This window comes from Peptoniphilus lacrimalis DSM 7455 (assembly GCF_000378725.1).
GTDB classification, from domain to species: Bacteria; Bacillota; Clostridia; order Tissierellales; family Peptoniphilaceae; genus Peptoniphilus_A; species Peptoniphilus_A lacrimalis.
The window spans coordinates 190,137-214,725 of the sequence record NZ_KB900369.1; the positions used below are offsets into that span (position 1 = coordinate 190,137).

Here is a 24,589-nt window from a genome sequence, read left to right on the forward strand (position 1 = left end):
GATTTTATCTCCCCATTCTCCGTCTGGATCTTCTAGGGCTTTTAGGGCTGAGCCTACTACTATTGGTGTGTTGTCTCCGTCAAAATCATATTCTGATAGTAAATCTCTTACTTCCATTTCTACTAGTTCGATTAGTTCTGGGTCGTCTACTTGGTCTTCTTTGTTTAAGAATACTACGATTTTTGGTACCCCTACTTGTCTTGCTAGTAGGATGTGTTCTCTTGTTTGTGGCATTGGTCCGTCTGCTGCACTTACTACTAGGATTGCTCCGTCCATTTGGGCTGCTCCTGTTATCATGTTCTTTACGTAGTCGGCGTGGCCTGGACAGTCTACGTGTGCGTAGTGACGGTTTGGTGTTTCATATTCTACGTGAGATGTTGAGATTGTGATTCCTCTTTCTCTTTCTTCTGGTGCCTTGTCTATGTGGGCATAGTCTATGAATTCTCCGCTGCCGTATCTCTTATTTAATACTAATGTTATTGCTGCTGTTAGTGTTGTTTTACCGTGGTCAACGTGGCCTATTGTTCCTACGTTAACGTGAGGTTTATTTCTTTCAAATTTTGCTTTTGCCATAATTTTCCTCCTAAGATTTATTTATCTTTTTTATCTCCTAAAACTTCTTCTGCAATTGACTTAGGAACTTCTTCGTAATGGTCAAATTGCATTGAATAGTTTGCTCTACCTTGTGTGTTTGAACGTAAACTTGTTGCATAGCCAAACATTTCAGCTAATGGTACATATGATGTTACGATTTGTGCACCTGCTACAAGTTCCATACCTTCCATTCTTCCACGTCTAGAATTTATATCTCCAATTACATCACCCATATATTCTTCAGGTGTAGTAATTTCAACTTTCATAACTGGTTCAAGTAATACTGGACCTGCCTTTGCCATTGCATCTCTAAGAGCCATTGAGCCTGCTATCTTAAATGCCATTTCTGATGAATCGACTTCGTGGTAAGAACCGTCATATAATGTTACCTTTAAGTCAAGAACTTCGTATCCGCCTAATATACCTGATTGTAAGGCTTCTTCAATACCTTGTTGAGTAGGTCCAATAAATTCTTTTGGAATTGCTCCACCAACAATTGCATTTTCAAATACAAATCCTTGTCCATCTTTTAAAGGTTCGATTTTTATCTTAGCGTGACCATATTGTCCACGTCCACCTGATTGACGTACATATTTACCTTCGCCTTCAGCAGGCTTAGTAATAGATTCTCTGTAAGATACTTGTGGGTTACCAATATTAGCTTCAACTTTAAATTCTCTTAACAATCTATCAACGATAATGTCTAAGTGAAGTTCTCCCATACCTGCAATAATTGTTTGACCTGTTTCTTCATTTGTATATGTTCTGAAGGTTGGGTCTTCTTCTGCTAATTTTTGAAGAGCTATTGCCATCTTATCTTGAGATGCTTTAGTTTTTGGTTCAATAGCTACTGAAATAACTGGTTCTGGGAATTCCATCTTTTCAAGAATTACTTGGCTTTTTTCATCACATAAAGTATCCCCAGTAGTTGTATCTTTTAAACCTACAGCAGCTGCAATTTCACCTGCATAAATTTCATCAATTTCAGTTCTCTTATTAGCATGCATTTGTAGGATTCTTCCGATTCTTTCACGCTTACCCTTTGTAGAGTTTGTTACATAGCTTCCAGCTTTTAGAACTCCAGAATATACTCTAAAATATGCTAGTTTACCAACATATGGGTCAGTAACAATTTTAAATGCAAGTGCTGAGAATGGTTCGTCATCAGATGCGTGACGTTCTACCGGATTTCCTTGAAGATCTGTTCCTTCAATCGGTGGTACATCAAGTGGAGCTGGAAGATAATCAATAACTGCATCAAGTAGTAATTGAACTCCCTTGTTTTTGTAGGATGAACCACAAAGTACTGGAGTTAATTTAACTGCTAGAGTTCCTTTTCTAAGAGCTCTTTTAATAAGTTCTTCAGAAATTTCTTCTCCTTCAAGATACTTATCCATAAGCTCATCATCGAAGTCTGCAGCCTTTTCTATCATCTTATCTCTGTATTCATTTGCTAAATCTAAATATTCTTCAGGGATATCAGTTTTATCTATAACTTGCCCTAAATCATCTGTATAAATTTCAGCTTCCATTCTAACTAAGTCAATCATACCGATAAACTTATCTTCTGCTCCCATCGGTATTTGAATTGCTACAGGATTTGCGTGTAGTTTCTTTTCAATAGTGTTAACTGATCTAAAGAAATCAGCTCCTGTAACATCCATTTTGTTTATATGACATATTCTTGGAACATGGTACTTATCAGCTTGTCTCCAAACTGTTTCTGATTGTGGTTCTACACCTGATTTGGCATCAAAAAGTGCAACAGCTCCGTCAAGAACTCTTAAAGATCTTTCAACTTCAACTGTAAAGTCAACGTGTCCAGGAGTGTCTATGATATTTAATCTATAGCCCTTCCAATAGCAAGTTGTTGCTGCAGAAGTAATTGTGATACCTCTTTCTTGCTCTTGTTCCATCCAGTCCATTTGAGCTGCACCTTCGTGAGTTTCACCTATCTTATGAATTTTTCCAGCATAAAATAAGATACGTTCAGTAGTTGTAGTTTTACCAGCATCAATATGTGCCATGATACCTATATTTCTAACTTTTTTTAATGGTATCTCTCTAGGCATGCTTTTCCTCCCTTATATCCATTACCATCTATAGTGAGCAAAGGCCTTGTTAGCTTCCGCTGTCCTATGCATTTCTTCTTTTCTCTTAACGCTGCCGCCTAAATTATTTGAGGCATCAAGAATTTCTTTTGCAAGTCTATCATCCATAGTGTGTTCTCCTCTGGCTCTTGCATATTTAACCAACCATCTAAGTCCTAAAGTTTGACGTCTTTCTGGTCTAACTTCCATAGGAACTTGATATGTTGCTCCACCAATTCTTCTACCTTTAACTTCTAGAACAGGCATTACATTATTTAAAGCTTTATAAAAAACTTCTATGGCCTCTTCACCTGTTTGTTCGGCAATCTTTTCCATTGCGCTATATACAATTCTTTGAGCAGTTCCCTTTTTTCCATCTAACATGACGTTATTTATTAGTTTTGTGATAACAACATCATCATAAACAGGATCGGCCATAACTTCTCTTTTTTGTATGTGTCCTTTTCTTGGCATAACTTCCCTCCTTAACCATTTAGTAATTCACTGGTACTCGGTTTGTCCCGTTTGCTAAGAATCTATAAAAAAATCTATATATTCTCATTAATTTTTAGGCTTCTTTGTACCGTATTTAGATCTTGCTTGCTTTCTATCAGTTACACCTGCAGTATCAAGTGTACCTCTGATTATATGGTATCTAACACCTGGTAAGTCTTTAACTCTTCCACCACGGATTAAAACAACACTGTGTTCTTGAAGATTATGTCCGATTCCAGGAATATAAGCCATAACTTCATATCCATTAGTCAAACGAACTCTGGCTACTTTTCTTAAAGCTGAATTAGGTTTCTTTGGTGTTACTGTTCTAACCGCTATACAAACTCCTCTTTTTTGTGGAGAATTAGCTTCTGTTTCAGTTTTCTTCAAAGTATCATAGTTCACATCAAGTGCTGGTGATTTAGATTTTGTATGAATCTTTTTTCTACCATTTTTGACAAGTTGATTAATTGTTGGCATTCGTGCACCTCCTATAAATAAATTGTACATTTTTTAAGACTACCTAGAGGTAGTCTTAATCTCCTAAATACTGTATAATTCTACCACCAAATAGCTTATCTGTCAATTGAATTTTGGTAAACTTATAATTTATTCATATTAAATTTTATTATTTTAAAATTTTTATTATTATTTTTTATATTTTTTATAATTCTACTGATATATTTGTAAAAATTTTTAATTTTTTATTTTATAATGTATAATAACATTATAAATGGAGGTTATATAATGAAAATTAACAAAAAAATCGCAGCAGGTGCACTTACACTTGCAATGCTTTCAACTTCTATCTCTTCTGTTTTTGCTTTTAATTTACCAAAAGTAGATAAGGCAATAAACAATTCTCAAAAAATAGATGTTTTAAAGAAGGCAAATTTAATTCATGGCTATGCAGATGGAAGTTTAGGTCTTGACAAAAGCTTAACTAGATCAGAACTTACTACTCTTATAGTTTTTGCTATAGGTGAAGACAAAAAGGCTGAAAGTCTTAAAAATGAAGAAAGTCCATTCAAGGATGTCGATAAGAAATATTGGGCTAATGGTATCATTAAAGTTGGTGTTGAAGTAAAAAATGCCAAGGGTCTCAAATTAATTCACGGTTATCCAGATCAAACTTTCAAAGGCGAAAATAAAATAACTTATGCCGAACTTCTAACAATTCTTGATATTTTAAAATCAGACAAGATTGATGAAAAAGCTGCAAAAGATGCTTCTTGGCCAAAAGATTGGATTAAATGGGCTGAAGAACTTAAAATTATTGGAAAAGATAGCGGACTTGAAATAAAAGATTACAATAAGGAAGCTAACAGAAATGATGCTTTCGTTCTTTTATATAATACCTTAGCTTCAGAAATTTCTGAAAAGAAAGAAGATAAGAAAGAGGATAAATCAAACATTGAAGGCGTTAAAAAAGATGTTAAAGCTTATTTAGAAGCACTTGATAAAAATAATGTTCTTGTAACTTTAAATTCTGTTGCAGGAGATGATGGATTTGAAGGTAGAATTCCTAAAAAATCAAAGGCTTATGATGAACTTTCTTCTGCCATAGATAAGGCTAAAGCTCTTCTTGCAAAGAAAGAACTTACTAGTGATGAAGAAAAAGAATTAATAAATCTTCAACCAAAACTTCATGAAAAGAAAGATAAGTTAACAAAAGGTCTTGCAGAACTTGCTTCTAATTTTGTTGTTGATTGGCATGTAGTGGGAGATCGTGATTTTAAGGCAACACACGGTAAATCTTATACTGAACTTAAAGATAATCAAATTAAAATTGAATCTAAAGCTACTACCTTAGCTGAAGATAAAGTTAAAATCGGTCTTGCAGTTGTTAAATCAAATGATTATGAAAACGCAAAAGTTGATGCAGTTTCTGGTTCAACACCAAAATATGAAAAATCTAAACTTGATAAAAAATTCTATGATGTTACAAGAACTGCAACAGGATTTTTAATCACACTAAAGACTAATGAAGCTGGTTTTGATGAAGCTATGAAAGATGTTAAAATCATTAAACCTGTTGTTAAGGTTACTTTAGCTGAAACTACAGCAAAACGTGGTGACAAGGAAGTTAAAGCTGTAACTGAAATTGAAAATGGAGATTTAGTATTTGTAAAATAAGTATTAATTTCTTATATTGAGAACCCTAAGGGGTTCTCTTTTTTACTTTGTAAAAACTTATACTTTTAAATAAGCATTTTTATAAAAATTTATATACACAAAAAAGGAATGGTCAAATGTAACCATTCCTCTAAATTTATTAATTTTCTTATTCTTCTTCACTTGCAGCTTCAACTAAGTCCTTCTTTTCTATAATTTCTGAATTTTCCAAAATATTATATTTTTCTTTAACTTCATCTGAAACTCCGATTTGAACTTTAGAATTTTTTCTTGCTCCAGTACCTGCTGGTATAAGTTGTCCTATAATTATATTTTCCTTAAGACCTTGTAGGGTATCTTCTTTTCCTTTAATTGCTGCATCTGTCAATACTCTTGTAGTTTCTTGGAAAGATGCTGCTGATAGGAATGAATCTGTAGCAAGAGATGCTTTAGTTATACCTAATAAATTAACTTGACCTTGTGCTGGTCTAAGCCCTTTTTCTTCCATTTCTTTGTTTACGGAAATAAATTCATTCTTTTCAACTAAAGAACCCGGTAATAAATCTGTATCGCCAGCATCATCTATCTTATATTTTGATAACATCTGTCTGACTACAATTTCTATATGCTTATCGTTGATATCAACACCTTGAAGTCTATATACTCTTTGAACTTCCCTAACTATATATTCTTCAACACCTTTGGCACCCTTAACTCTTAAAAGGTCTTGTGGATATACAGAACCTTGAGTTAATTCATCACCTGCATCAACAAAATCTCCGGATTTAACTTTAAGCCTTGCACCATAAACAACATTATAGGCATCTTTAAGCCCATCAGTTGTAGTAATAATAATTTCTTTTTTCTTATTCGTTTCTTTTATTTCGACTTCCCCAGCATGTTCAGCAATCATTGCAAGACCTTTTGGTTTTCTTGCTTCAAAAAGTTCTTCAACTCTAGGAAGACCTTGAGTGATATCTGCTGCTTGAGCTACACCACCTGTATGGAATGTTCTCATTGTTAATTGAGTACCAGGTTCGCCTATTGATTGAGCTGCTATAACTCCAACTGCTTCTCCTATGCCAACTTCATTACCTGTAGCTAAGTTTCTTCCATAGCAGTGAGCACAAACGCCCTTCTTAGATTTACATACCAATACTGATCTTACCTTAACTTCAGTAATTCCTGCGTCTACAATTCTATCTGCATCTTCATCAGAAATTTCTGTATTTTCTTTTACAAGAACTTCGCCTGTATTTGGATCAATAATATCTTCAAAGGCATATCTTCCAGCTATTCTATCAGCAAGATTTTCAATGACTTCTTTTCCATCTTTGAAAGCACGGGCAACTATATATTGGTCAGTATTACAATCTTCTTCTTGAATTATTATTTGTTGAGAAACATCAACAAGTCTTCTTGTTAGATAACCTGAGTCGGCAGTTCTTAGTGCTGTATCTGCAAGACCTTTTCTAGATCCGTGGGCAGACATATAAAATTCCAACACACTAAGTCCTTCTCTAAAGTTTGATGTTATAGGTACTTCTATTGTCCTTCCTGACGGTGAAGCCATAAGACCACGCATACCTGCTAATTGTCTGATTTGGTTTTTAGAACCTCTGGCTCCTGAATCAGCCATAATATAAATATTATTTAATCTATCAAAGCCTTTCATAACATCATCTGTTAAGTCATCAGTAGCCTTATTCCAGATATCAATAACTTTTTCATATCTTTCATCATCAGATATAAGACCACGTCTATAGGCTTTTTCATATTTCTCTACTTCTTTTTGAGCTGCTTCCAAAATTTTAGGTTTAGATTCAGGAATTTGAACATCTCCCATTGATATTGAAATTGCTCCTATAGTAGAGTAATGATATCCATAAGATTTTATATTATCAAGAAGTTTTGCTGTTTCTATATTTCCATGTTTCTTGTAAGTTCTTTCAATTATTACTGCCAAAAGTTTTTTATCTATGACTTGGTCAACTTCAAGAGAATATTTATCTTCATCTCTGTTTACAAATCCCAAATCTTGTGGAATAAATTCATTTACAATAAATCTACCCACTGATGAGGCAACAATTTTTCCTCTCTTGTCATCTTCTCCTGCAAATCTTCTCACTTTTACATGAGCTTGTAGATGTAAGAATCCACAGTAATATGCCTTCATCATTTCATCGTATGAGCAGAAAACTGATCCATCTCCCTTTAACTTTTCTTTTCTATCTAAAGTTAAATAATATGAACCTAAAATCATATCTTGAGTTGGAATGGCAATAGGTTTACCATCCTTTAAGCCCAAAATATTATTTGTAGATAACATCAAAAGTCTTGCTTCAGCTTGAGCTTCTGTTGATAGTGGAAGGTGGATAGCCATTTGGTCTCCATCAAAATCGGCATTGTAAGCAGTACATGATAATGGGTGAAGCTTGATCGCCTTTCCTTCAACAAGTACTGGTTCAAAAGCTTGAATACCAAGCCTGTGTAGTGTAGGGGCACGGTTTAACAATACTGGATGGTCTTTAATTACATCTTCAAGCACATCCCAAACATCATCCCTAACTCTTTCTACCATTCTTTTAGCAGATTTAATGTTGTGAGCTAAGCCTCTTTTTACAAGTTCTCTCATGACAAAAGGTTTGAAAAGTTCTAGTGCCATATTCTTAGGAACTCCGCATTGATAGAATTTCAAATCAGGTCCTACAACAATTACACTACGTCCTGAATAGTCAACACGCTTACCTAAAAGATTTTGTCTAAATCTACCTTGTTTACCTTTAAGCATTTCTGATAAAGATTTTAATGGTCTGTTACCAGGACCTGTAACAGGTCTTCCTCGTCTACCATTATCTATTAGGGCATCAACAGCTTCTTGTAACATTCTCTTTTCATTTCTTACAATGATATCAGGAGCATTAATGTCCATTAATTTTTTTAGTCTGTTATTTCTATTGATAATTCTTCTATATAAATCATTTAAATCACTTGTAGCAAATCTGCCACCATCAAGTTGGACCATAGGTCTTAAATCTGGTGGAATTACAGGAATTGCATCAAGAACCATCCATGTTGGATCATTTCCTGATTGGATAAAAGCATCAATAACTTCAAGCCTTCTTGTGATACGAATTTTCTTTTGACCAGTCGCATTTTCAAGTTCTTCAGTCAATTCATCATTTTCTTTTTGTAAATCAACCTTTGCTAAAAGTTCTTTTATGGCTTCTGCTCCCATTTTAGCAGTAAATTTATCGCCATATTCTCTTTTAAATTCTCTATATTCTACTTCGCTTAGCAGTTGTTTTTCATAAAGAGTAGTTTGTCCACTTTCTACCCTTGTAACAACATATGCCGCAAAGTATAAAACTTTTTCCAAAGCTCTTGGACTCATGTCAAGCACAAGACCCATACGTGATGGAATTCCTTTAAAATACCAAATATGAGAAACAGGAGCTGCAAGCTCAATATGACCCATTCTTTCACGTCTAACCTTGGCCTTTGTAACTTCTACTCCGCATTTTTCGCAGACTACACCCTTATATCTAACTCTTTTATATTTTCCACAGGCACATTCCCAGTCCTTTGTAGGTCCAAAAATCTTTTCGCAGAATAAACCTTCCTTTTCTGGTTTTAATGTCCTGTAATTAATTGTTTCAGGTTTTTTTACTTCTCCATAAGACCATTCTCTGATCTTTTCTGGTGAAGCTAAACCTATTTTAATAGAATGGAATAATTCGTGTTCGCTCAAAAGGATACTCCTTTCCCTTATTCATTTTCAATATCTTCGTAGTCTTTATCAGAATTTTCAAAATAATCTGAAGAATCTCCCAAGATAGATTCATCATCATTTTCAGAATCACTGTAGGAATCATCCCCATCATCATCGGTAAAACTTTCATCTAAAGCTTCTGCTTCTTCGCTTGAAATAGTCCTTATAGCAGAATTGTTATTGGAAGTATTTGTTTCTATAAGATTTCTAACATCTTCTTCATTATCTTCTTCAATAGCATCAATTCTTGAAAGATCATCTTCTTCAGCCTCTAGATCAACGGGGTTTCCATCATCATCTAAAACTTCTATTTCTAAAGCTAAAGATTGCAATTCTTTTATTAAAACCTTAAAAGATTCTGGAATGCTCGGTTGTGGAATATTTTCACCTTTAACTATAGCTTCATAAGTCTTTACACGTCCTACAATATCATCAGATTTTACAGTTAGCATTTCTTGTAAGGTGTAAGATGCACCATAAGCTTCAAGAGCCCAAACTTCCATTTCTCCAAATCTTTGTCCACCAAATTGTGCCTTTCCTCCTAGGGGTTGTTGAGTAACCAGTGAGTAAGGTCCTGTTGAACGAGCATGGATTTTTTCATCAACTAAATGGTGAAGTTTTAACATATACATATATCCAACAGTTACAGGATGGTCAAATTCTTCTCCAGTTCTTCCGTCACGAAGTTGTATTTTTCCATCATGAGGATATCCTGCTTTTTCAAGAGATTCAAAAATATCTGATTCATTAGCCCCATCAAAAACTGGTGTGGCTACGTGCCATCCAAGTTTTTTTGCAGCAAGACCCAAGTGAACTTCCAACACTTGTCCTAAGTTCATACGGCTAGGAACTCCTAGAGGATTTAATACAATTTGAATAGGCGTACCATCAGGCATATAAGGCATATCTTCTTTAGGAAGCACCCTTGATATAACCCCTTTGTTACCGTGACGACCACACATCTTATCTCCAACTTGGATTTTTCTTTTTGTAGCTACAAAAACTCTTACCATTTCATTGACGCCTGGTTGCAATTCATCGCCTTCAGACCTTTTGAAAGTTTTAACATCTACAACAATTCCGTGTTCTCCATGAGGTAGTCTTAGTGATGTGTCACGTACTTCACGAGCCTTTTCACCGAATATAGACCTTAAAAGTCTTTCTTCAGCAGAAAGTTCTGTTTCTCCCTTCGGTGTTACCTTTCCAACTAAAATATCTCCAGGTTTAACCTCAGCCCCGATTCTTACTACTCCAAGTTCATCTAAGTCCTTAAGCATATCATCCCCAACATTAGGAATGTCACGAGTAATTTCTTCAGGTCCTAATTTTGTATCACGAGCTTCAGACTCATATTCTTCAATATGAAGAGAAGTTAAAGTATCATTAATAACTAATTCTTGATTAACCAAAACAGCATCTTCATAGTTGTAGCCTTCCCAGTTCATGAAAGCTATTAAAATATTTTTACCAAGTGCCATTTCTCCCATATCGGTAGATGGACCATCAGCAATTATTTCACCTTTCTTAACCTTTTGTCCTTCATTTACGATAGGTCTTTGGTTAATGGTTGTGCCTTGGTTGCCTCCTACAAACTTATGAAGTTTATAGGTATCAAGAACTTTATCTTTATCTCTACGAAGTTCTATGTGCGTTGCATCAACTTTTTCTATAACACCATCATCAGTTGAAACAATTACAACACCTGAGTCTTTAGCTGCCCTGTATTCAATACCTGTACCTACAATAGGTGCTTGTGTTGAAAGTAGCGGTACGGCTTGTCTTTGCATGTTGGCGCCCATTAGAGCTCTGTTGGCATCATCATTTTCAAGGAAAGGAATCATAGAAGTTCCGACAGCAACAATTTGTTGAGGAGAAACATCCATGTAGGTAACATCTTTTACATCAAATATATCTACAATGCCTTCATGACCTCTACAAGCAATTCTCTTTTCTAAGAATCTTCCATCTTCATCAAGTTTTTCATAGGATTGAGCAATAATTTGCTCATATTCTACATCAGCAGTTAAATATTCAATTTTATCTGTAACAACTCCATCTACAACTTTTCTGTAAGGAGTTTCTATAAATCCATATTCATTAATTCTGGCATAGGTTGTTAAAGAAGTGATTAATCCTATATTAGGTCCTTCTGGAGTTTCTATAGGGCACATTCTTCCATAGTGTGAGTTATGGACGTCACGCACTTCAAAACCAGCCCTGTCTCTACTCAACCCACCAGGTCCTAGTGCAGATAACCTTCTTTTGTGAGTTAATTCTGACAAGGGGTTGTTTTGGTCCATAAATTGTGAAAGTTGTGAAGAACCGAAAAATTCTTTAATGGCAGCCGTAACAGGTCTTATATTTATAAGAGATTGTGGTGTTGTAGCTTCAACATCCTGTACAGTCATTCTTTCACGAATAACACGTTCCATTCTGGAAATACCGATTCTGAATTGATTTTGAAGAAGTTCACCAACTGATCTAATTCTTCTATTTCCTAGATGGTCAATGTCATCTGTGTAGCCAACTCCATCCATAAGATTAAATTCATAATTTATAGCAGCGACAATATCATCTACTACTATATGTTTTGGACTTAATTCGTTGTGTCTTTTCTTTAATTCTTCTTTTAACGCTTCTTCATCTGAGCCAAATTCTTCATAGATTGATTGGAATAAGGGGAAATAAATTTTTTCCCTAAAACCTAACTCTTCTAATGTAAAGTTAAGCCCAAAGGATGAAGGTATACAGAAATTATTTCCAATTACAATAACTTCTCTTGATTCAGATTCATCAAAAGGATTTAAAACCTTCAAAAGAATTCTGTTTATGCCTGCATTCTCAATCTCAAAAGCTTTTGCTCTATCTAAAGTTTCTCCTTTTTCTGCAATTATTTCTCCAGTAAGAGGATTAACTGCATCTTCAGCTAGTATATTATTTTCAATTCTAGCTTCTATTCCTAATTTTTTATTAAACTTATATCTACCAACTCTTGCAAGATCATATCTTCTGTCATCAAAAAACATATTTTCAAATAATGATTTTGCGCTGTCAAGGGTTGGCGGTTCGCCAGGTCTTAGTTTTTTATAAATTTCAAGTAAAGCTTCTGTTTTATTTGAAGTTGTATCTTTTTCAAAAGTTTTTGTTAAAGCTTCACTTTCCCCTAAGATATCTGTAATTTCACGATTGCTTTCAACGCCTATTGCACGAGCAAGAATTGTTATAGGTATTTTTCTTGTTCTATCAATACGAACGTTGATAACACCTGCTGCATCAGTTTCAAATTCAAGCCATGCTCCACGATTAGGTATAAGAGTTGAAGAATAAAGTTTCTTACCTGTCTTATCCCTTTCTTCCTTAAAATAAGCTCCTGGGCTTCTAACAAGTTGTGATACTACAACACGTTCAGCTCCGTTTATAACAAAGGTTCCTGTTGGAGTCATTAAGGGCAAATCACCCATAAAAACTTCTTGTTCCTTTACTTCGCCTGTTTCGGTGTTAATCAGCCTGACTTTTACTTTAAGAGGTGCGCAATAATTGGTATCTCTTTGTTTTGATTCATCAATATCATATTTAATATCATCTGAAATATAATAATCAACGAACTCTAAAATTAATTTACCTGAGTAATCTTCAATAGGAGAGACATCATCGAAAACTTCCTTAAGCCCTTCTTTAATGAACCAGTCAAAAGAAGAAGTCTGCACGTCAAGGAGGTTTGGTAAACTCATTACCTCTTCTACTCGAGAAAAACTCATTCTCTCACGTTTCCCATATTTCACAGGATGTACCATTTTTTCACCCTAGCCTTTCATGGTTTATTAGAAAATTAGAGGACACTATTCCACTCTAATTATTATTATGCAAATAATAATTTTAACATATCATTACCATATATTCAATATGCTTTTAGTAAATAATTTCTGGGAATAAATTTCTAAAAAAGCTTCTAAAAAAAAGATGAAAAGTATAGAAAATATCTAAACTTTTCACCTTTTTAATTATTTTTTTAATATTTCAAGAGCTTTTTGCAGTTGTGTATCAGTATCAAGAAAATCTACTCCTATACCCTTAATACCTTCCGGCTCTTTAACTTTTATATCGGGTTCGATACCAAGTTTATGGATACTTTTCCCACTTGGAGTAAAGTATGCTGCTGTCGTTAATTTCAAGCCACTTCCTTTCGCTAATGGAAATACAGTTTGAACAATTCCTTTTCCATAGGATTTTTCTCCAACAATAGTGGCTCTTTTATAATCTCTTATAGCTCCTGCTACAATTTCAGATGCTGATGCAGATCCTCCATTTTGTAAGACAACCATTTTTGTATCTACATAATTTTTATCTGATTTATATTCTTCAATAATCTTATTTTGATTGTCTTTTAAGGTAACTATAACTCCTTCAGGAAGAATTTTATCACATATACCAACTGCTGCATCTACAACTCCACCAGGATTACCTCTTAAATCAAGAATTATACCCGACTTATTTTTTTTCACTAAATCATCAAGGGCTTTGCCAAACTCTTTATCTGTATCTTCATCGAAAACAGTTATCCCTATATAACCAATTTCTCCTAATTCTTTTTCTATAACAGATGCTATTTTAACTTGATCTCTTTTTACACTAATTTCTTGAGGTTTTTTACTTCCATTTTTTAAAACTAAGAGTTTAACTAAAGAATCTTTTTCTCCCCTGATGGCTTTTGAAGCTTCAGTAATATTATCACCTGTATAGTCCTTACCATTTATTTGCAGTATTTTATCCCCTGAATTTAGACCAGCCTTCTCAGCTGGTGAACCTTTTATTGGCGAGATTACTGTTATTAGACCATCTTCACCAGGTGCTATATAAACTCCAATGCCGAAAAATTTACCTGTAGTTTCTTCTGTTAAGGCATCCATCTCTTCAGGCGATAAATACTCTGAATATGGGTCTTTAAGAGAAGCTACAGCTCCTTTTAATTCTCCAATTTCAAAATTTTTCTCATCAACTTTAAAAAGATAGTGTTTTTTTATGAAATTTTCCAACTGAACTATATTGTTAAATTTATCAGTCGTCCCTAAAAATAAACCGTGTAAGGTTATAAATCTTGTTGCAATATTTGTCAAAATTAATATTGCAAGAAAAATGATTATTCGTTTTGTTTTTTTCATTATATATATCCTAAGGGGTTAACAGGTTGTCCGTTAACTCTTACTTCAAAGTGCAGGTGAGGCCCTGTTGAAAGACCAGTCGAACCTATAAATGATACAACATCTCCTGCTTTTACCTTTTGTCCTACACTTACATTTACTCTTGAATTATGTGCATAAACTGTAACTATGTCCCCATGATCAACCATTACAACATTGCCATATCCTGACATTTGTCTTGCCATAATTACTGTTCCTGATGCTGCTGCAACAACTGGAGTTCCAGCCGGTCCAGGAATATCTACACCTGAGTGAAATCTATAAATCTTTAAAATTGGATGAAATCTTTGACCAAAAGGAGAAGAAATTCTTGTATGTCCAGGTACTGGCCAATTTAGTTTGCCTGCTGCTCTTGGGCTTGGGGCAATATTCATACCTTGTCCTGACTTAGCCATTTTTTTTGCATTTTCTTTTTGAATTTCTTTTTTGATTTGTTCTTGTAACTTGACAATTTCAGAATCAAGATTATCCCATTGAGCCTGAGCTTTGTTATATTCCTCTCTATATAAGTCAATATTTTCTTGTAGCTTACTTATATATTGATTTTTAGCTTCAATAGCTGTTTGATAATTACTTCTTTCAATCACTAGAGAAGTCTTTTTTGCATTAACAACATTTCTGTCATTTGTTAATTTTTCTTTAGCCATTTTAATAGTTTTAATTTGTTGGCTTATATAATTAATTAAATCCCTGTCTGCCTGTGCAATTCTAGATATATTCTTGTTATTTTTTAATAAATCCTCAATAGATTTAGAATTCATTATAACTTCCAAATATCTTATATTGCCCCTTTTATACATTTCTCTTATTCTAACTCTGAAAAGGTCAATATTATCATCTAAATTTTTTTGAGCTTCATTTAATTTTTTTTGATTTTTCTCTATTTCAATATTTAATTTGTCAATATCTTTTTGTAAACTTGTAATTTGAGTAGTTGTGTTGTTAATTTTAGAATCAAGCTTATCAATTTCTTTTTCCACATCTGTGACTTGACCTTGAGTATTCTTGATCTTCTCCTTTTTCAATTGCATTTGAGATTTAACTTTTTCTTTTTCCTTTTTCTTTTGTTCTTGTTGCTTTTTCAACTGAGCACTATCCGCAAAAACAGAAGTAAAAAGTAAAAGTACTAAAAAAATTACAAATTTTCTTTTATTTTTAAACATTAAACCACCTAAACATTTAAGAATCTCTTTGTAGAAAATAAAGAACCTAAATAACCGATACCTATTCCTATACATAGATATACAATAAATAAGTCATTCTTAACAAGTTCCACACCCACAAGATCTATATTAGTAATCTTAAAAAGTTCCATATTTATTCTTTCAAATAAATATGAATAAAAATTCACTGTTAAAAATGTTGCTATTAAAGCTCCAAAAACACCAAAGAGTATTCCCTCTATAAGAAAAGGTCCTCTTATATAAGAATTAGTTGCTCCTATATATCTCATTATAGAAATTTCATTTTCTCTATTTGCAATGGCTATTTTAATAGTATTATGCATAATTAGTACAGAAACCAAAAATAATATGGCTACAATTGCAATTCCTACATACTTAAGACCATTCTCAAATCTCATCATTTTACTTATAAAATCATATTGATATTCAACATCTTCAACTATAGGTAAATCTTTATATTTGTTTTTTACATCTAAACCTTGAGAAAGTTCTTTCATTTCCACTGTGATAGAAGCTGGAAGTGGATTGCCACCAGGCATATCTTCAAAAACAGAAACATCTTCGCCAAAACCTTCTTTAAATTCTTCTAAGGCATCTTCTCTTGATATATAATCAATTTTTTTAACTCTTGCATCTTCTGTCAGTTCTTTAATAAAATTATTCACATCAACAGCAGGTGCATCATCTTTAAGATAAAAAACAAGCTTATCGAGTTTTTCTCCTGTCTGATAAACCATGGCATTAAGATTTAAAACTAGAAGCAAAACAACACCTAATAAGGTCAACATAGCCGCTATAGAAATAGTTGAAGTAAATGCCATTGTCTTATTACGCCATAAACTTTTAAATGCCTCTTTGCATACATTAATCAGTTGTCGTACAAGTCTCACAATAGTATCCACCCTTCTCTATATTTCCAACAATATTACCATCTTTTAATGTAACAACATGCTTTTTCATCTCATTAACTATATTAACTGCATGAGATGCCATAATTACTGTTGTTCCTTGATCGTTAATATTAGCTAAAGCTTTCATTATATCCCAAGCTGTATTTTCGTCTAAATTTCCAGTAGGTTCATCACATACTAAAATAGGAGCATTATTAACTATTGCTCTAGCAATAGCAACTCTTTGGCTTTCTCCTCCTGATAGCTCATCAAGATGAGCTTTTTTCTTATCCGATAAACTGACAAGGTCAAGAGCTCTTCCAACATTTCTATTTATTTCCCTACGACTCGCTCCAATAATTTCAAGGGCATATGCAACATTTTCAAAGACAGTTTTTTTAGGTAAAAGTCTAAAATCTTGAAAAACCACTGAAATATTTCTCCTAAGTCTAGGCACTTGATATTCAGATATTTTACTTAAATCTATATCATCAATTAAAATTCTTCCACGACTTACTTTCTCTTCTCTAATAAGTAATTTAATCAAGGTAGATTTTCCAGCCCCCGATGGACCTACAAAAAATACAAAATCTCCTTTTGGTATTTGTAAATTAATATTTGAAAGAGCACGAGTTCCATTATCGTATTCTTTATATACATTATCAAATTTAATCATAATAATCCTTTCTACATTTCTCTATAGATTATATTACAAAATGTTTACAATTTACAGAGGAAATTTATAAATGTATAAATTTCTATATATAAAAAACCGACTAAAAAGCCGGTTTAATTATTTATCAATTTTGCCAAAATCTTTAAATGGATAAATTCTATTTTTTGTTGCTCCAATTAATGCTTTTTCCTTTATGGGTCCGAAATTTCTGCAATCATAGGAACCAGGTCTGTTATCTCCCATTAGGAAATATTCATCCTTTCCAAGTTTCCAGGTGTTTTCATCATAGGAATCTGTATATACACCCTCTTGTAAATAATTTTCATCTAATTCTTTGCCATTAACATAAACCTTACCCGACTCAATATGAACTTCATCTCCAGGTTCACCAATAAGTCTTTTTATCAGATTTTTATTGTCTTCAGGACTCTTAAATATAACAATTTGTCCTCTTTTATAATTATGGGTCCAATCGACTATTCTATCTACAAGCACAAGATCCTTAGGATAAAGAGTAGGAAACATAGATGTTTGATTTACTACAGCTAAGTTAAAAACAAAATTTCTTATTATTAAAGCTATCACTACAGCAGAAATTACAACTTTTAAATCATCCATAAGACTTGATTTTTTCTTTTCTTCTTTATTAACTTCATTCATTCATATCACCTTAAACATTATAATCCTAATAAATAATATAGTAAATGTTCTATTTTACTTTGCTTTATTTTTATCCAATATGATAGATTCCAACTCACCAGAATCTTTATCTAATTGATTCAGGTCACTCTGTGTTATATTGTAGTGGTTACTATTAGTTTGACTGTTAGTATTTTTTGCATTGGAATTTCTATTAATATTATTATTTACATTATTATCAACTTTATTGTTATTTATTAAGGAATTATTGTTAGCTTTAGTTATAGAATTTTCATTAGTCTTTTTAGGATTCTTATCTACTAGAACTATTTCTTTATCATTAGCATTGTAGCTTACTTCCATACCTAAAATTTCTGCAACAAACCTTATAGGTACAAAGGTTCTATCACCCTTAATAATAGCAGGCGTATCTACTGTGATTGATTTTTCTCCTACATTAATTTTCTTAGAATCAACTTTAAAATAAATGTCATTATTTATATCATTTGTTCTTACAAAAACTGATTTCTCTTCACCGTTCCAATCAACTTGATAGCCCAAAGCTTCTACAATAAATCTTAGAGGCACCATTGTCCTTGAATTTTTTATAAAAGGTGCTGTATCCATTTGTGCTTTTTGACCATTAATTTTATAAGTCTTCTTGCCTATATTCATAGTAACAGTCTTTGCATTTGCATCAAGGAAATTAAGCTCAGCTTTTTTATCATTGATACTAGCGATAAGTTTTGGATTTGTGCCTAATTTATTTATTGTTACTGTTGAAGAATTAACATCAAGCTTTCCATCAACATCAAGAAGTTGGAATTTGAAAACTCTTGGCGAAAGTTTTATATCTTTTCCATCAACTTTAGCTTCTATAGTGAAATTAATTTTATCCCCTGGCTTAACATTTCTTGAATCACTAATAATTTCAAGAGATTCAAAAGCTTTAGAATCTTTAATATTTATTTCTTTACTAATATTTTCTCCCTTATTAGTAGTTAAAGATAAATTGAATTTTCCAGGAACCATAGCAAGATAAGAAGTGCCATTTAAGATATTTTGACCATTTGAATTTTCACTTAATTTATAGGTTCTATCAGAAATATCAATAGGATTTAAAAACTTATCCCAGGCTGATTTTAAAGAAAAGTCAGTTGATTGACCTATAACTAAATCAGTATTTCCTTTTAATTTTCCGTCTATAATTTGTCCAGTATTTTTTGTAGTATTAAAAACTCCAATACCGTTAACTACTTTTCTTTCAGCCTTATTTCCTTCAGGATTTATAACTCTTGTTCTATTCAAATCACCGAGATTTCTCACAACCATAGCTGTTGAGCCACCACCGTCTAAATTTAAAGCTCTTTGGCAACCCAAATTAACCATAAAATTAGAAAGTTCATTTAAACTCATTCCGCTTGATCTTTTTGTTCTTCCTTCACAAGAAACAATATATACGCTCTTGCCTCCATCGGCTATTCCTATACAAGTTCTAGCTCTAGTGCCTCCAATAGAATTTATATCTTTTTTATAGGGTCTTGTTTTGGAATTATCAACCAAAAGAGAATGTCCACCTATTAGCATTTTCCAAGATTTCTGAGGATAAATATCATAAGTAATCTTTAATTTATCTCCAATTTTTATATTATTTTTTACAAATGTTGCACTAGCTCCGCTCACTTGTAAAATCTTATAACCACTTGGAATTTTTAAGTCTAAATTCTTGTCATAAATAATTTTTTCAACGACATTATCTTGATTCAATAGAACCTCTCCAGCAGTTTTATCACCACGAGATTTTGAAGTCCAAAAATCTGTATACATTTGAATCTTAGATTCGTGAGAGTATTCCTTAGAAGGTTGATACCAATATAAATTCTTATTTAATCCGTCAATATTATAAGTTGTTCCATTGGGTGCTGTAACTTTTCCACCAAAATTTGTATCTAAAATATAGGCAGTATTTGTTGAATCAATCCCAAAAGAATATATATCTGTTAAAACACCAGGAGATGATTTTATGTCACCATCAATAATTGAAGGTCCAAGAGGAACCCCTTGAAGAGCCATACTAAAAAAATCACCATTACAAAGTCCAACTGCATTAGTTCTATTTGCCATTTGAGAAACACTTGCCTTCTCAGTATAAGAACCATTTCCAGCAACAGTATTTAACTTAATATAAGGATTATTTAAATCACACTTTAAAACATTTAAGATTGCATTTCCCTTACTTGTTTTAACTGTGTATTGAAAGTTCACAACTCCTGGAGCTATTTCCTCCTGAGAATTAAGTTTATTTTCAGCAAATATAAAATTAGTAATAATTATGGAAAAAACCATAAAAAATATAATAAGTCTTTTTTTCATTTATTTATTCCTCCGCTTACTATTATAGAGTAAATAAGTTAAATAAATTAGAATTTATTAATTTGTAATAAAATCGTAATTATCTAATTGATACACCTTGCAAAAAACGCATCCTTATCCTTAATTAAATTTAAAAAGTCTGATCTTTTAATCTTCTTTGTAAAAATAATTTTTTGACCCTTATATATTTCTTCCCTTTCAACAAGATCTTCAGGAAAATCACCGCTAGTCCTTAAGTAATATTGACCCTCAAAATTATCATTATAATTGACAAGGTCATTTCCACCATAAACTCTTATATCATTTTTCTTTATAACATCAATTATATCTTGAAGAACAGCAGAGGCAGTAGGTAAAGAGCCAGCACCAGGACCTTTTAAAGTTATCTTTTCAAAATAATCCCCATAAATTTCCACCATATTATAGGCGCCCTCAAGCCTTGCTAAATCTTCATCTTTTTTGAATAAACAAGGTTCAATTATACATACATAATTATCGCCTAATTTTTGTCCAAGGCAAACCTCTTTAACTCTATAATTACCAGAAAGATATAAAACATCTATTTTATTAATCTTATCAAGTCCAAAAACTTCAATATCATCTTCAGTAATTTTTCCCTTACAAATAATTGACATAAGAATCCTAAGCTTTCTTCTCATATCAAATCCCTTAACATCATCAGTGGGGTCGTGTTCAGCAAAACCTTTTTCTTGAGCTTCCTTTAAAACCTCAGCATAATCTTTATTATTCTCAAACATATTGTATAAAATATAATTGCTAGTTCCATTGAGAACACCATAAATTTTATTAATATTATTAAATATAGATAAAGATTTTACCTCTCTTACAATTGGAATTGTTCCACCAACTGAGGCTTCGTATAAAAATAACCTACCCTTATCTTGAGAAATTTCCGTTAATTCTTCAAAATATTTACTTACTACAGCTTTATTTGAACTTACAACATCCTTACCATTTTCTAAAGCTTTCTTTATATAAATATAAGAATTTTCTACATCTCCCGTCATTTCAACAACAATATCTATATCCTTATCTAAATAGATATCATTATAATCATTAGTTAAAAGATTTTTGTCAATATCCTTATACTTGGATATATTTCTGACCAAAATCTTAGAAATTTCAATGTTTATATCAAGAGAATTTAAAAGTTCCTTTTTTTCCTTTAAAATATTATATAGTCCTCTGCCGACAGTCCCAAATCCTAATAATGCAATTTTTGTCATCTTATCCTCCTCAATCTATTTAAAAAAATTTTATATTAGAAAAAAATTAAAGTCAAGGTCAGAAAACTAATTAAGTAATTAGAGTTGACACTAAAAAATAGCCTTGGTATTATTAATAAAAGGAGGAAAAACTATGAGTTTTAATTTAGCGATTTTTGGAGCGACAGGCTTAGTTGGAGAAACAATGCGCTCCATATTAGAAGAAAGAAATTTACCTATAGATAATATTTATTTCTTTGCATCTGAAAGGTCAGCAGGCAAAAAAATAAAATTTTTAGATAAAGAATACGAAATAATAGAATTAAGTGAAGAAAATCTAAAAAAAGAAAAAATTGATTATGCACTTGGAGCCCTAGATTCAAGCTTGGCAAAAAAATTTTTACCCATAGCTGCAAAACTTGGGATAAAAATAATAGATAACTCAAGTTCATATAGGATGGATGAAGATAAACCACTTGTAGTCCCAGAAATAAATCCACAAGATGCACAATATGAAGGCAACATAATCCCATCACCAAACTGCTCAACAATACAATCAGTAGTAGCCCTATACCCAATATACAAAAAATACGGTATAAAAAGAATTGTATATACAACATATCAAGCAGTTTCAGGCTCAGGAAAAAACGGACTAGAAGACTTGGAAAGAGGAATGAAAGGTCAAGAAAACATATTTTATCCCTATCCAATTATAGGAAATGTCTTACCCCACATTGATGACTTCTTAGAAAATGGCTATAGCAAAGAAGAAATGAAAATGATAAATGAAACAAAAAAAATCTTCCATGACAACTCAATTAAAATAACAGCAACTACAGCAAGAGTACCTGTAAAAACATCTCACATGGTTGCAATAAACGTTGAAACAAAAGAAGATTTTGACATAAAAGATATTTTCGAATTATACAAAAATACCGATGGAATTGTCTTATATGATGACCTCAAAAATTTAAAATACCCTATGCCAATAGTAGCTGCTGGAAAAGACCCTGTATATGTAGGCAGAATAAGAAGAGATATTTCAGTTGAACATGGTTTAGACCTAATATGTGTGGCTGATAATATGAGAAAAGGTGCAGCTTTAAATACAATTCAAATACTAGAAAGTTTGATAAAATAAAAAACTTAGCTTTATAATATCTGTAGAATTTTTGCAAACAGATATTGTAAAGCTATTTTTAATTATAAACCATATAAAAAATAATTCATAATAGTAGTATAAATGCAAAAATACAGTAATTAAACTTACGAATTAATTAACTTAAAAAAAGTGAATTTAGCTTATATTTATAAAATATTAGTTATAAATGATTTATTAACTAATTATATTATTCATATCTAAATAATGTATGATAAGAGATTATATTAGAATTAATGGGTCTGTCAAAACATAAGAAATATCATAAAAACAAAAATTTAAACATAAAAATGGTGACCCATGCGCGATTCGAACGCGCGACACCTTGATTAAAAGTCAAGTGCTCTGCCGACTGAGCTAATGGGTCACAAAAAATTATAATACATATAAAATAAATCTACATCCAAAAAAATCGGATACCTAACACCACTAAAATATAAATAAATATTCCATATTTATTAAAATATCTTCAAAAAAAATCAGATAGAATAAAGCTACCTGATTTTTTTATTTGGCGGAGAAGGTGGGATTCGAACCCACGTGGGCTTGCACCCTAACGGTTTTCAAGACCGCCCCGTTATGACCGCTTCGGTACCTCTCCAAAAATGGTGACCCATGCGCGATTCGAACGCGCGACACCTTGATTAAAAGTCAAGTGCTCTGCCGACTGAGCTAATGGGTCATATAATGGCTGGGGTGGCAGGACTCGAACCTACGCATGCCAGAGTCAAAGTCTGGTGCCTTACCGACTTGGCTACACCCCAAAATATATTATATATTCTGGCGCACCTAGGAGGATTCGAACCCCCGGCACACGGATTAGAAGTCCGTTGCTCTATCCTACTGAGCTATAGGTGCATATATGGAGCGGGTGAAGGGAATCGGACCCTCGCAACCAGCTTGGAAGGCTGGGGCTCTACCACTGAGCTACACCCGCAAATATAAAATTATGGTGGAGGAGAGTGGATTTGAACCACTGAAAGCTAAGCTAACGGATTTACAGTCCGTCCCCTTTGGCCAACTCGGGAACTCCTCCAAGTTGTAATGGAGCTGGTGAGAGGACTTGAACCCCCAACCTACTGATTACAAGTCAGTTGCTCTACCAATTGAGCTACACCAGCATGGCGACCCGGATCGGGCTCGAACCGACGACCTCCAGCGTGACAGGCTGGCATTCTAACCAGCTGAACTACCGGGCCACACATAGTTTTATTTAGCACTTAGTGATTATTTAATAACCACTAAGTGTTTTTTGGTGGACACAATAGGGCTCGAACCTATGACCCCCTGCTTGTAAGGCAGATGCTCTCCCAACTGAGCTATGCGTCCTTATTATGGTGACCCTGCCGAGAATCGAACTCGGGATACCACCGTGAAAGGGTGGTGTCTTAACCGCTTGACCACAGGGCCATATTCTTAGTAAAAACTACAAATAATAATACACTAAGTTAAATGGTAGCGGCGAAGAGATTTGAACTCCTGACACTGCGGGTATGAACCACATGCTCTAGCCAACTGAGCTACGCCGCCTAATAATAGAAGAGTAGCTTCATAAGATTTACAAAAACTTATCTTACTAAACTACAGATTTTTTATGGTAGCGGGAGCAGGATTTGAACCTACGACCTTCGGGTTATGAGCCCGACGAGCTACCAGACTGCTCCATCCCGCGTCGTTAGCTCACTACTTTTTTATGGTGCCGAGAATCGGAATCGAACCGATACGGTGTTTTACCACCGCAGGATTTTAAGTCCTGTGCGTCTGCCAGTTCCGCCACCCCGGCTTGTTGGCGCTCAGGGTGGGATTCGAACCCACAGCCTATCGGTTAACAGCCGAGTGCTCCACCGTTGAGCTACCTAAGCTTATGTAGTTAGTTCCCTAACTACTTCTTTATATATTTTTTTAAACCGGCAATAACTTACTCTCCCAGGTCGTTGCCAACCAAGTACCATCAGCGGATTGATGCTTAACTTCTGTGTTCGGTATGGTTACAGGTGTGTCCATCTTCCTATTCTCACCGGATAACTTAAAAACTAAAAACTTTCTTTGGTCAAGTTCTCGACCTATTAGTACTCGCTAGCTCCATATATTACTATACTTCCACCTTGAGCCTATCTACCTAATTTTCTTCTAGGGGTCTTATCATTTCTGAGGGAAATCTCATCTCGAGGGGGGCTT

Annotated in this window: 15 protein-coding genes, 15 tRNA genes and 2 rRNA genes; 2 read left to right on the forward strand and 30 right to left on the reverse strand. The window is 33.3% G+C overall.

Translation table 11 applies throughout. The features are described 5' to 3' along the window. The 4 genes from F594_RS0103805 to rpsL form a co-directional block, all read right to left on the reverse strand. Window positions 1-573: GTP-binding protein (locus F594_RS0103805; RefSeq protein ID WP_019034609.1), on the reverse strand; the 573-nt coding region annotated here is incomplete at its 3' end. Window positions 574-590: 17 nt separating this feature from the next. After that, window positions 591-2,666: an elongation factor G gene (fusA, locus tag F594_RS0103810; protein WP_009344724.1), complete on the reverse strand. Its 2,076-nt coding sequence runs from the start codon at window positions 2,664-2,666 to the stop codon at window positions 591-593. Between the two features lie 21 nt (window positions 2,667-2,687). Next, complete coding sequence (gene rpsG / locus F594_RS0103815) at window positions 2,688-3,158, reverse strand: 30S ribosomal protein S7 (protein ID WP_004824925.1); 471 nt, start codon at window positions 3,156-3,158, stop codon at window positions 2,688-2,690. 87 nt (window positions 3,159-3,245) lie between these two features. After that, a complete protein-coding gene (gene rpsL, locus F594_RS0103820) occupies window positions 3,246-3,659 on the reverse strand; it encodes a 30S ribosomal protein S12 (protein WP_004824932.1) in 414 nt (137 codons plus the stop codon). Window positions 3,660-3,926: 267 nt separating this feature from the next. Between rpsL and F594_RS0103825 the strand changes: the two genes are divergently transcribed. After that, entirely contained in the window at window positions 3,927-5,315 is a 1,389-nt protein-coding gene (locus F594_RS0103825; RefSeq protein WP_009345934.1) for an S-layer homology domain-containing protein, read from the forward strand. A gap of 148 nt (window positions 5,316-5,463) precedes the next feature. On the opposite strand, the gene rpoC is transcribed toward F594_RS0103825, so the two are convergent. The 9 genes from rpoC to F594_RS0103870 form a co-directional block, all read right to left on the reverse strand. Further along, window positions 5,464-9,045, reverse strand: coding sequence for a DNA-directed RNA polymerase subunit beta' (gene rpoC / locus F594_RS0103830; protein ID WP_019034610.1), 3,582 nt, complete (start codon window positions 9,043-9,045; stop codon window positions 5,464-5,466). Between the two features lie 17 nt (window positions 9,046-9,062). Then, window positions 9,063-12,860 (reverse strand): DNA-directed RNA polymerase subunit beta, encoded by a 3,798-nt coding sequence (gene rpoB / locus F594_RS0103835; protein ID WP_004824935.1) that lies wholly within the window; start codon window positions 12,858-12,860, stop codon window positions 9,063-9,065. A 207-nt stretch (window positions 12,861-13,067) separates the two neighbouring features. Further along, window positions 13,068-14,225: a S41 family peptidase gene (locus F594_RS0103840; protein ID WP_019034612.1), complete on the reverse strand. Its 1,158-nt coding sequence runs from the start codon at window positions 14,223-14,225 to the stop codon at window positions 13,068-13,070. Next, complete coding sequence (locus F594_RS0103845) at window positions 14,225-15,427, reverse strand: murein hydrolase activator EnvC family protein (protein ID WP_019034613.1); 1,203 nt, start codon at window positions 15,425-15,427, stop codon at window positions 14,225-14,227. Before F594_RS0103845 ends, F594_RS0103840 begins: the two co-directional genes overlap by 1 nt. An 8-nt stretch (window positions 15,428-15,435) precedes the next feature. Next, on the reverse strand, window positions 15,436-16,338 hold the full coding sequence (gene ftsX, locus F594_RS0103850; protein ID WP_009345941.1) for a permease-like cell division protein FtsX: 903 nt from the start codon (window positions 16,336-16,338) through the stop codon (window positions 15,436-15,438). Further along, window positions 16,313-17,014, reverse strand: a complete 702-nt coding sequence (ftsE, locus tag F594_RS0103855; RefSeq protein WP_019034615.1) for a cell division ATP-binding protein FtsE — start codon at window positions 17,012-17,014, stop codon at window positions 16,313-16,315. The genes ftsX and ftsE overlap by 26 nt, the downstream gene beginning before the upstream one ends. Window positions 17,015-17,131: 117 nt before the next feature. Then, window positions 17,132-17,674: a signal peptidase I gene (gene lepB, locus F594_RS0103860; protein ID WP_019034616.1), complete on the reverse strand. Its 543-nt coding sequence runs from the start codon at window positions 17,672-17,674 to the stop codon at window positions 17,132-17,134. A gap of 54 nt (window positions 17,675-17,728) precedes the next feature. Next, window positions 17,729-20,026 (reverse strand): stalk domain-containing protein, encoded by a 2,298-nt coding sequence (locus F594_RS0103865; RefSeq protein ID WP_009345940.1) that lies wholly within the window; start codon window positions 20,024-20,026, stop codon window positions 17,729-17,731. 83 nt (window positions 20,027-20,109) lie between these two features. Continuing rightward, window positions 20,110-21,273, reverse strand: coding sequence for a homoserine dehydrogenase (locus F594_RS0103870; protein WP_019034617.1), 1,164 nt, complete (start codon window positions 21,271-21,273; stop codon window positions 20,110-20,112). Between the two features lie 133 nt (window positions 21,274-21,406). On the opposite strand from F594_RS0103870, the gene F594_RS0103875 reads away from it, so the two are divergent. Then, entirely contained in the window at window positions 21,407-22,393 is a 987-nt protein-coding gene (locus F594_RS0103875; RefSeq protein ID WP_019034618.1) for an aspartate-semialdehyde dehydrogenase, read from the forward strand. 309 nt (window positions 22,394-22,702) lie between these two features. On the opposite strand, the gene F594_RS0103880 is transcribed toward F594_RS0103875, so the two are convergent. The 17 genes from F594_RS0103880 to F594_RS0103960 all read right to left on the reverse strand — a co-directional run. Beyond that, window positions 22,703-22,778, reverse strand: a tRNA-Lys gene (locus F594_RS0103880). Between the two features lie 145 nt (window positions 22,779-22,923). Further along, a tRNA-Ser gene (locus tag F594_RS0103885) sits at window positions 22,924-23,012 on the reverse strand. A gap of 5 nt (window positions 23,013-23,017) precedes the next feature. Further along, window positions 23,018-23,093, reverse strand: a tRNA-Lys gene (locus tag F594_RS0103890). 6 nt (window positions 23,094-23,099) lie between these two features. Continuing rightward, window positions 23,100-23,175: transfer RNA gene (locus F594_RS0103895), tRNA-Gln, on the reverse strand. A 17-nt stretch (window positions 23,176-23,192) separates the two neighbouring features. Next, window positions 23,193-23,269: transfer RNA gene (locus F594_RS0103900), tRNA-Arg, on the reverse strand. Between the two features lie 5 nt (window positions 23,270-23,274). Then, window positions 23,275-23,348: transfer RNA gene (locus tag F594_RS0103905), tRNA-Gly, on the reverse strand. Window positions 23,349-23,361: 13 nt separating this feature from the next. Then, window positions 23,362-23,447 (reverse strand) — tRNA-Tyr (locus F594_RS0103910). 9 nt (window positions 23,448-23,456) lie between these two features. Beyond that, window positions 23,457-23,532: transfer RNA gene (locus F594_RS0103915), tRNA-Thr, on the reverse strand. Between the two features lies 1 nt (window position 23,533). Continuing rightward, a tRNA-Asp gene (locus F594_RS0103920) sits at window positions 23,534-23,610 on the reverse strand. 54 nt (window positions 23,611-23,664) lie between these two features. Continuing rightward, a tRNA-Val gene (locus F594_RS0103925) sits at window positions 23,665-23,740 on the reverse strand. A 6-nt stretch (window positions 23,741-23,746) separates the two neighbouring features. Then, window positions 23,747-23,821 (reverse strand) — tRNA-Glu (locus tag F594_RS0103930). A 43-nt stretch (window positions 23,822-23,864) separates the two neighbouring features. Further along, window positions 23,865-23,941: transfer RNA gene (locus F594_RS0103935), tRNA-Met, on the reverse strand. Window positions 23,942-24,006: 65 nt separating this feature from the next. Further along, window positions 24,007-24,083, reverse strand: a tRNA-Met gene (locus F594_RS0103940). Window positions 24,084-24,105: 22 nt separating this feature from the next. Next, window positions 24,106-24,194, reverse strand: a tRNA-Leu gene (locus F594_RS0103945). A 4-nt stretch (window positions 24,195-24,198) separates the two neighbouring features. Beyond that, a tRNA-Asn gene (locus tag F594_RS0103950) sits at window positions 24,199-24,273 on the reverse strand. A gap of 43 nt (window positions 24,274-24,316) precedes the next feature. Continuing rightward, a 5S ribosomal RNA gene (gene rrf / locus F594_RS0103955) occupies window positions 24,317-24,433 on the reverse strand. 24 nt (window positions 24,434-24,457) lie between these two features. Continuing rightward, window positions 24,458-24,589 (reverse strand): 23S ribosomal RNA (locus F594_RS0103960); the annotation flags it as partial.

What these genes read in the sequence shown, in the direction of transcription:
- fusA (WP_009344724.1), bottom strand. Translation starts at nt 2,666, where the DNA reads ATGCCTAGAGAGATACCATTAAAAAAAGTTAGAAATATAGGTATCATG.
- rpsG (WP_004824925.1), bottom strand. Translation starts at nt 3,158, where the DNA reads ATGCCAAGAAAAGGACACATACAAAAAAGAGAAGTTATGGCCGATCCT.
- rpsL (WP_004824932.1), bottom strand. Translation starts at nt 3,659, where the DNA reads ATGCCAACAATTAATCAACTTGTCAAAAATGGTAGAAAAAAGATTCAT.
- F594_RS0103825 (WP_009345934.1), top strand. Translation starts at nt 3,927, where the DNA reads ATGAAAATTAACAAAAAAATCGCAGCAGGTGCACTTACACTTGCAATG.
- rpoB (WP_004824935.1), bottom strand. Translation starts at nt 12,860, where the DNA reads ATGGTACATCCTGTGAAATATGGGAAACGTGAGAGAATGAGTTTTTCT.
- F594_RS0103840 (WP_019034612.1), bottom strand. Translation starts at nt 14,225, where the DNA reads ATGAAAAAAACAAAACGAATAATCATTTTTCTTGCAATATTAATTTTG.
- F594_RS0103845 (WP_019034613.1), bottom strand. Translation starts at nt 15,427, where the DNA reads ATGTTTAAAAATAAAAGAAAATTTGTAATTTTTTTAGTACTTTTACTT.
- ftsE (WP_019034615.1), bottom strand. Translation starts at nt 17,014, where the DNA reads ATGATTAAATTTGATAATGTATATAAAGAATACGATAATGGAACTCGT.
- lepB (WP_019034616.1), bottom strand. Translation starts at nt 17,674, where the DNA reads ATGAATGAAGTTAATAAAGAAGAAAAGAAAAAATCAAGTCTTATGGAT.
- F594_RS0103865 (WP_009345940.1), bottom strand. Translation starts at nt 20,026, where the DNA reads ATGAAAAAAAGACTTATTATATTTTTTATGGTTTTTTCCATAATTATT.
- F594_RS0103870 (WP_019034617.1), bottom strand. Translation starts at nt 21,273, where the DNA reads ATGACAAAAATTGCATTATTAGGATTTGGGACTGTCGGCAGAGGACTA.
- F594_RS0103875 (WP_019034618.1), top strand. Translation starts at nt 21,407, where the DNA reads ATGAGTTTTAATTTAGCGATTTTTGGAGCGACAGGCTTAGTTGGAGAA.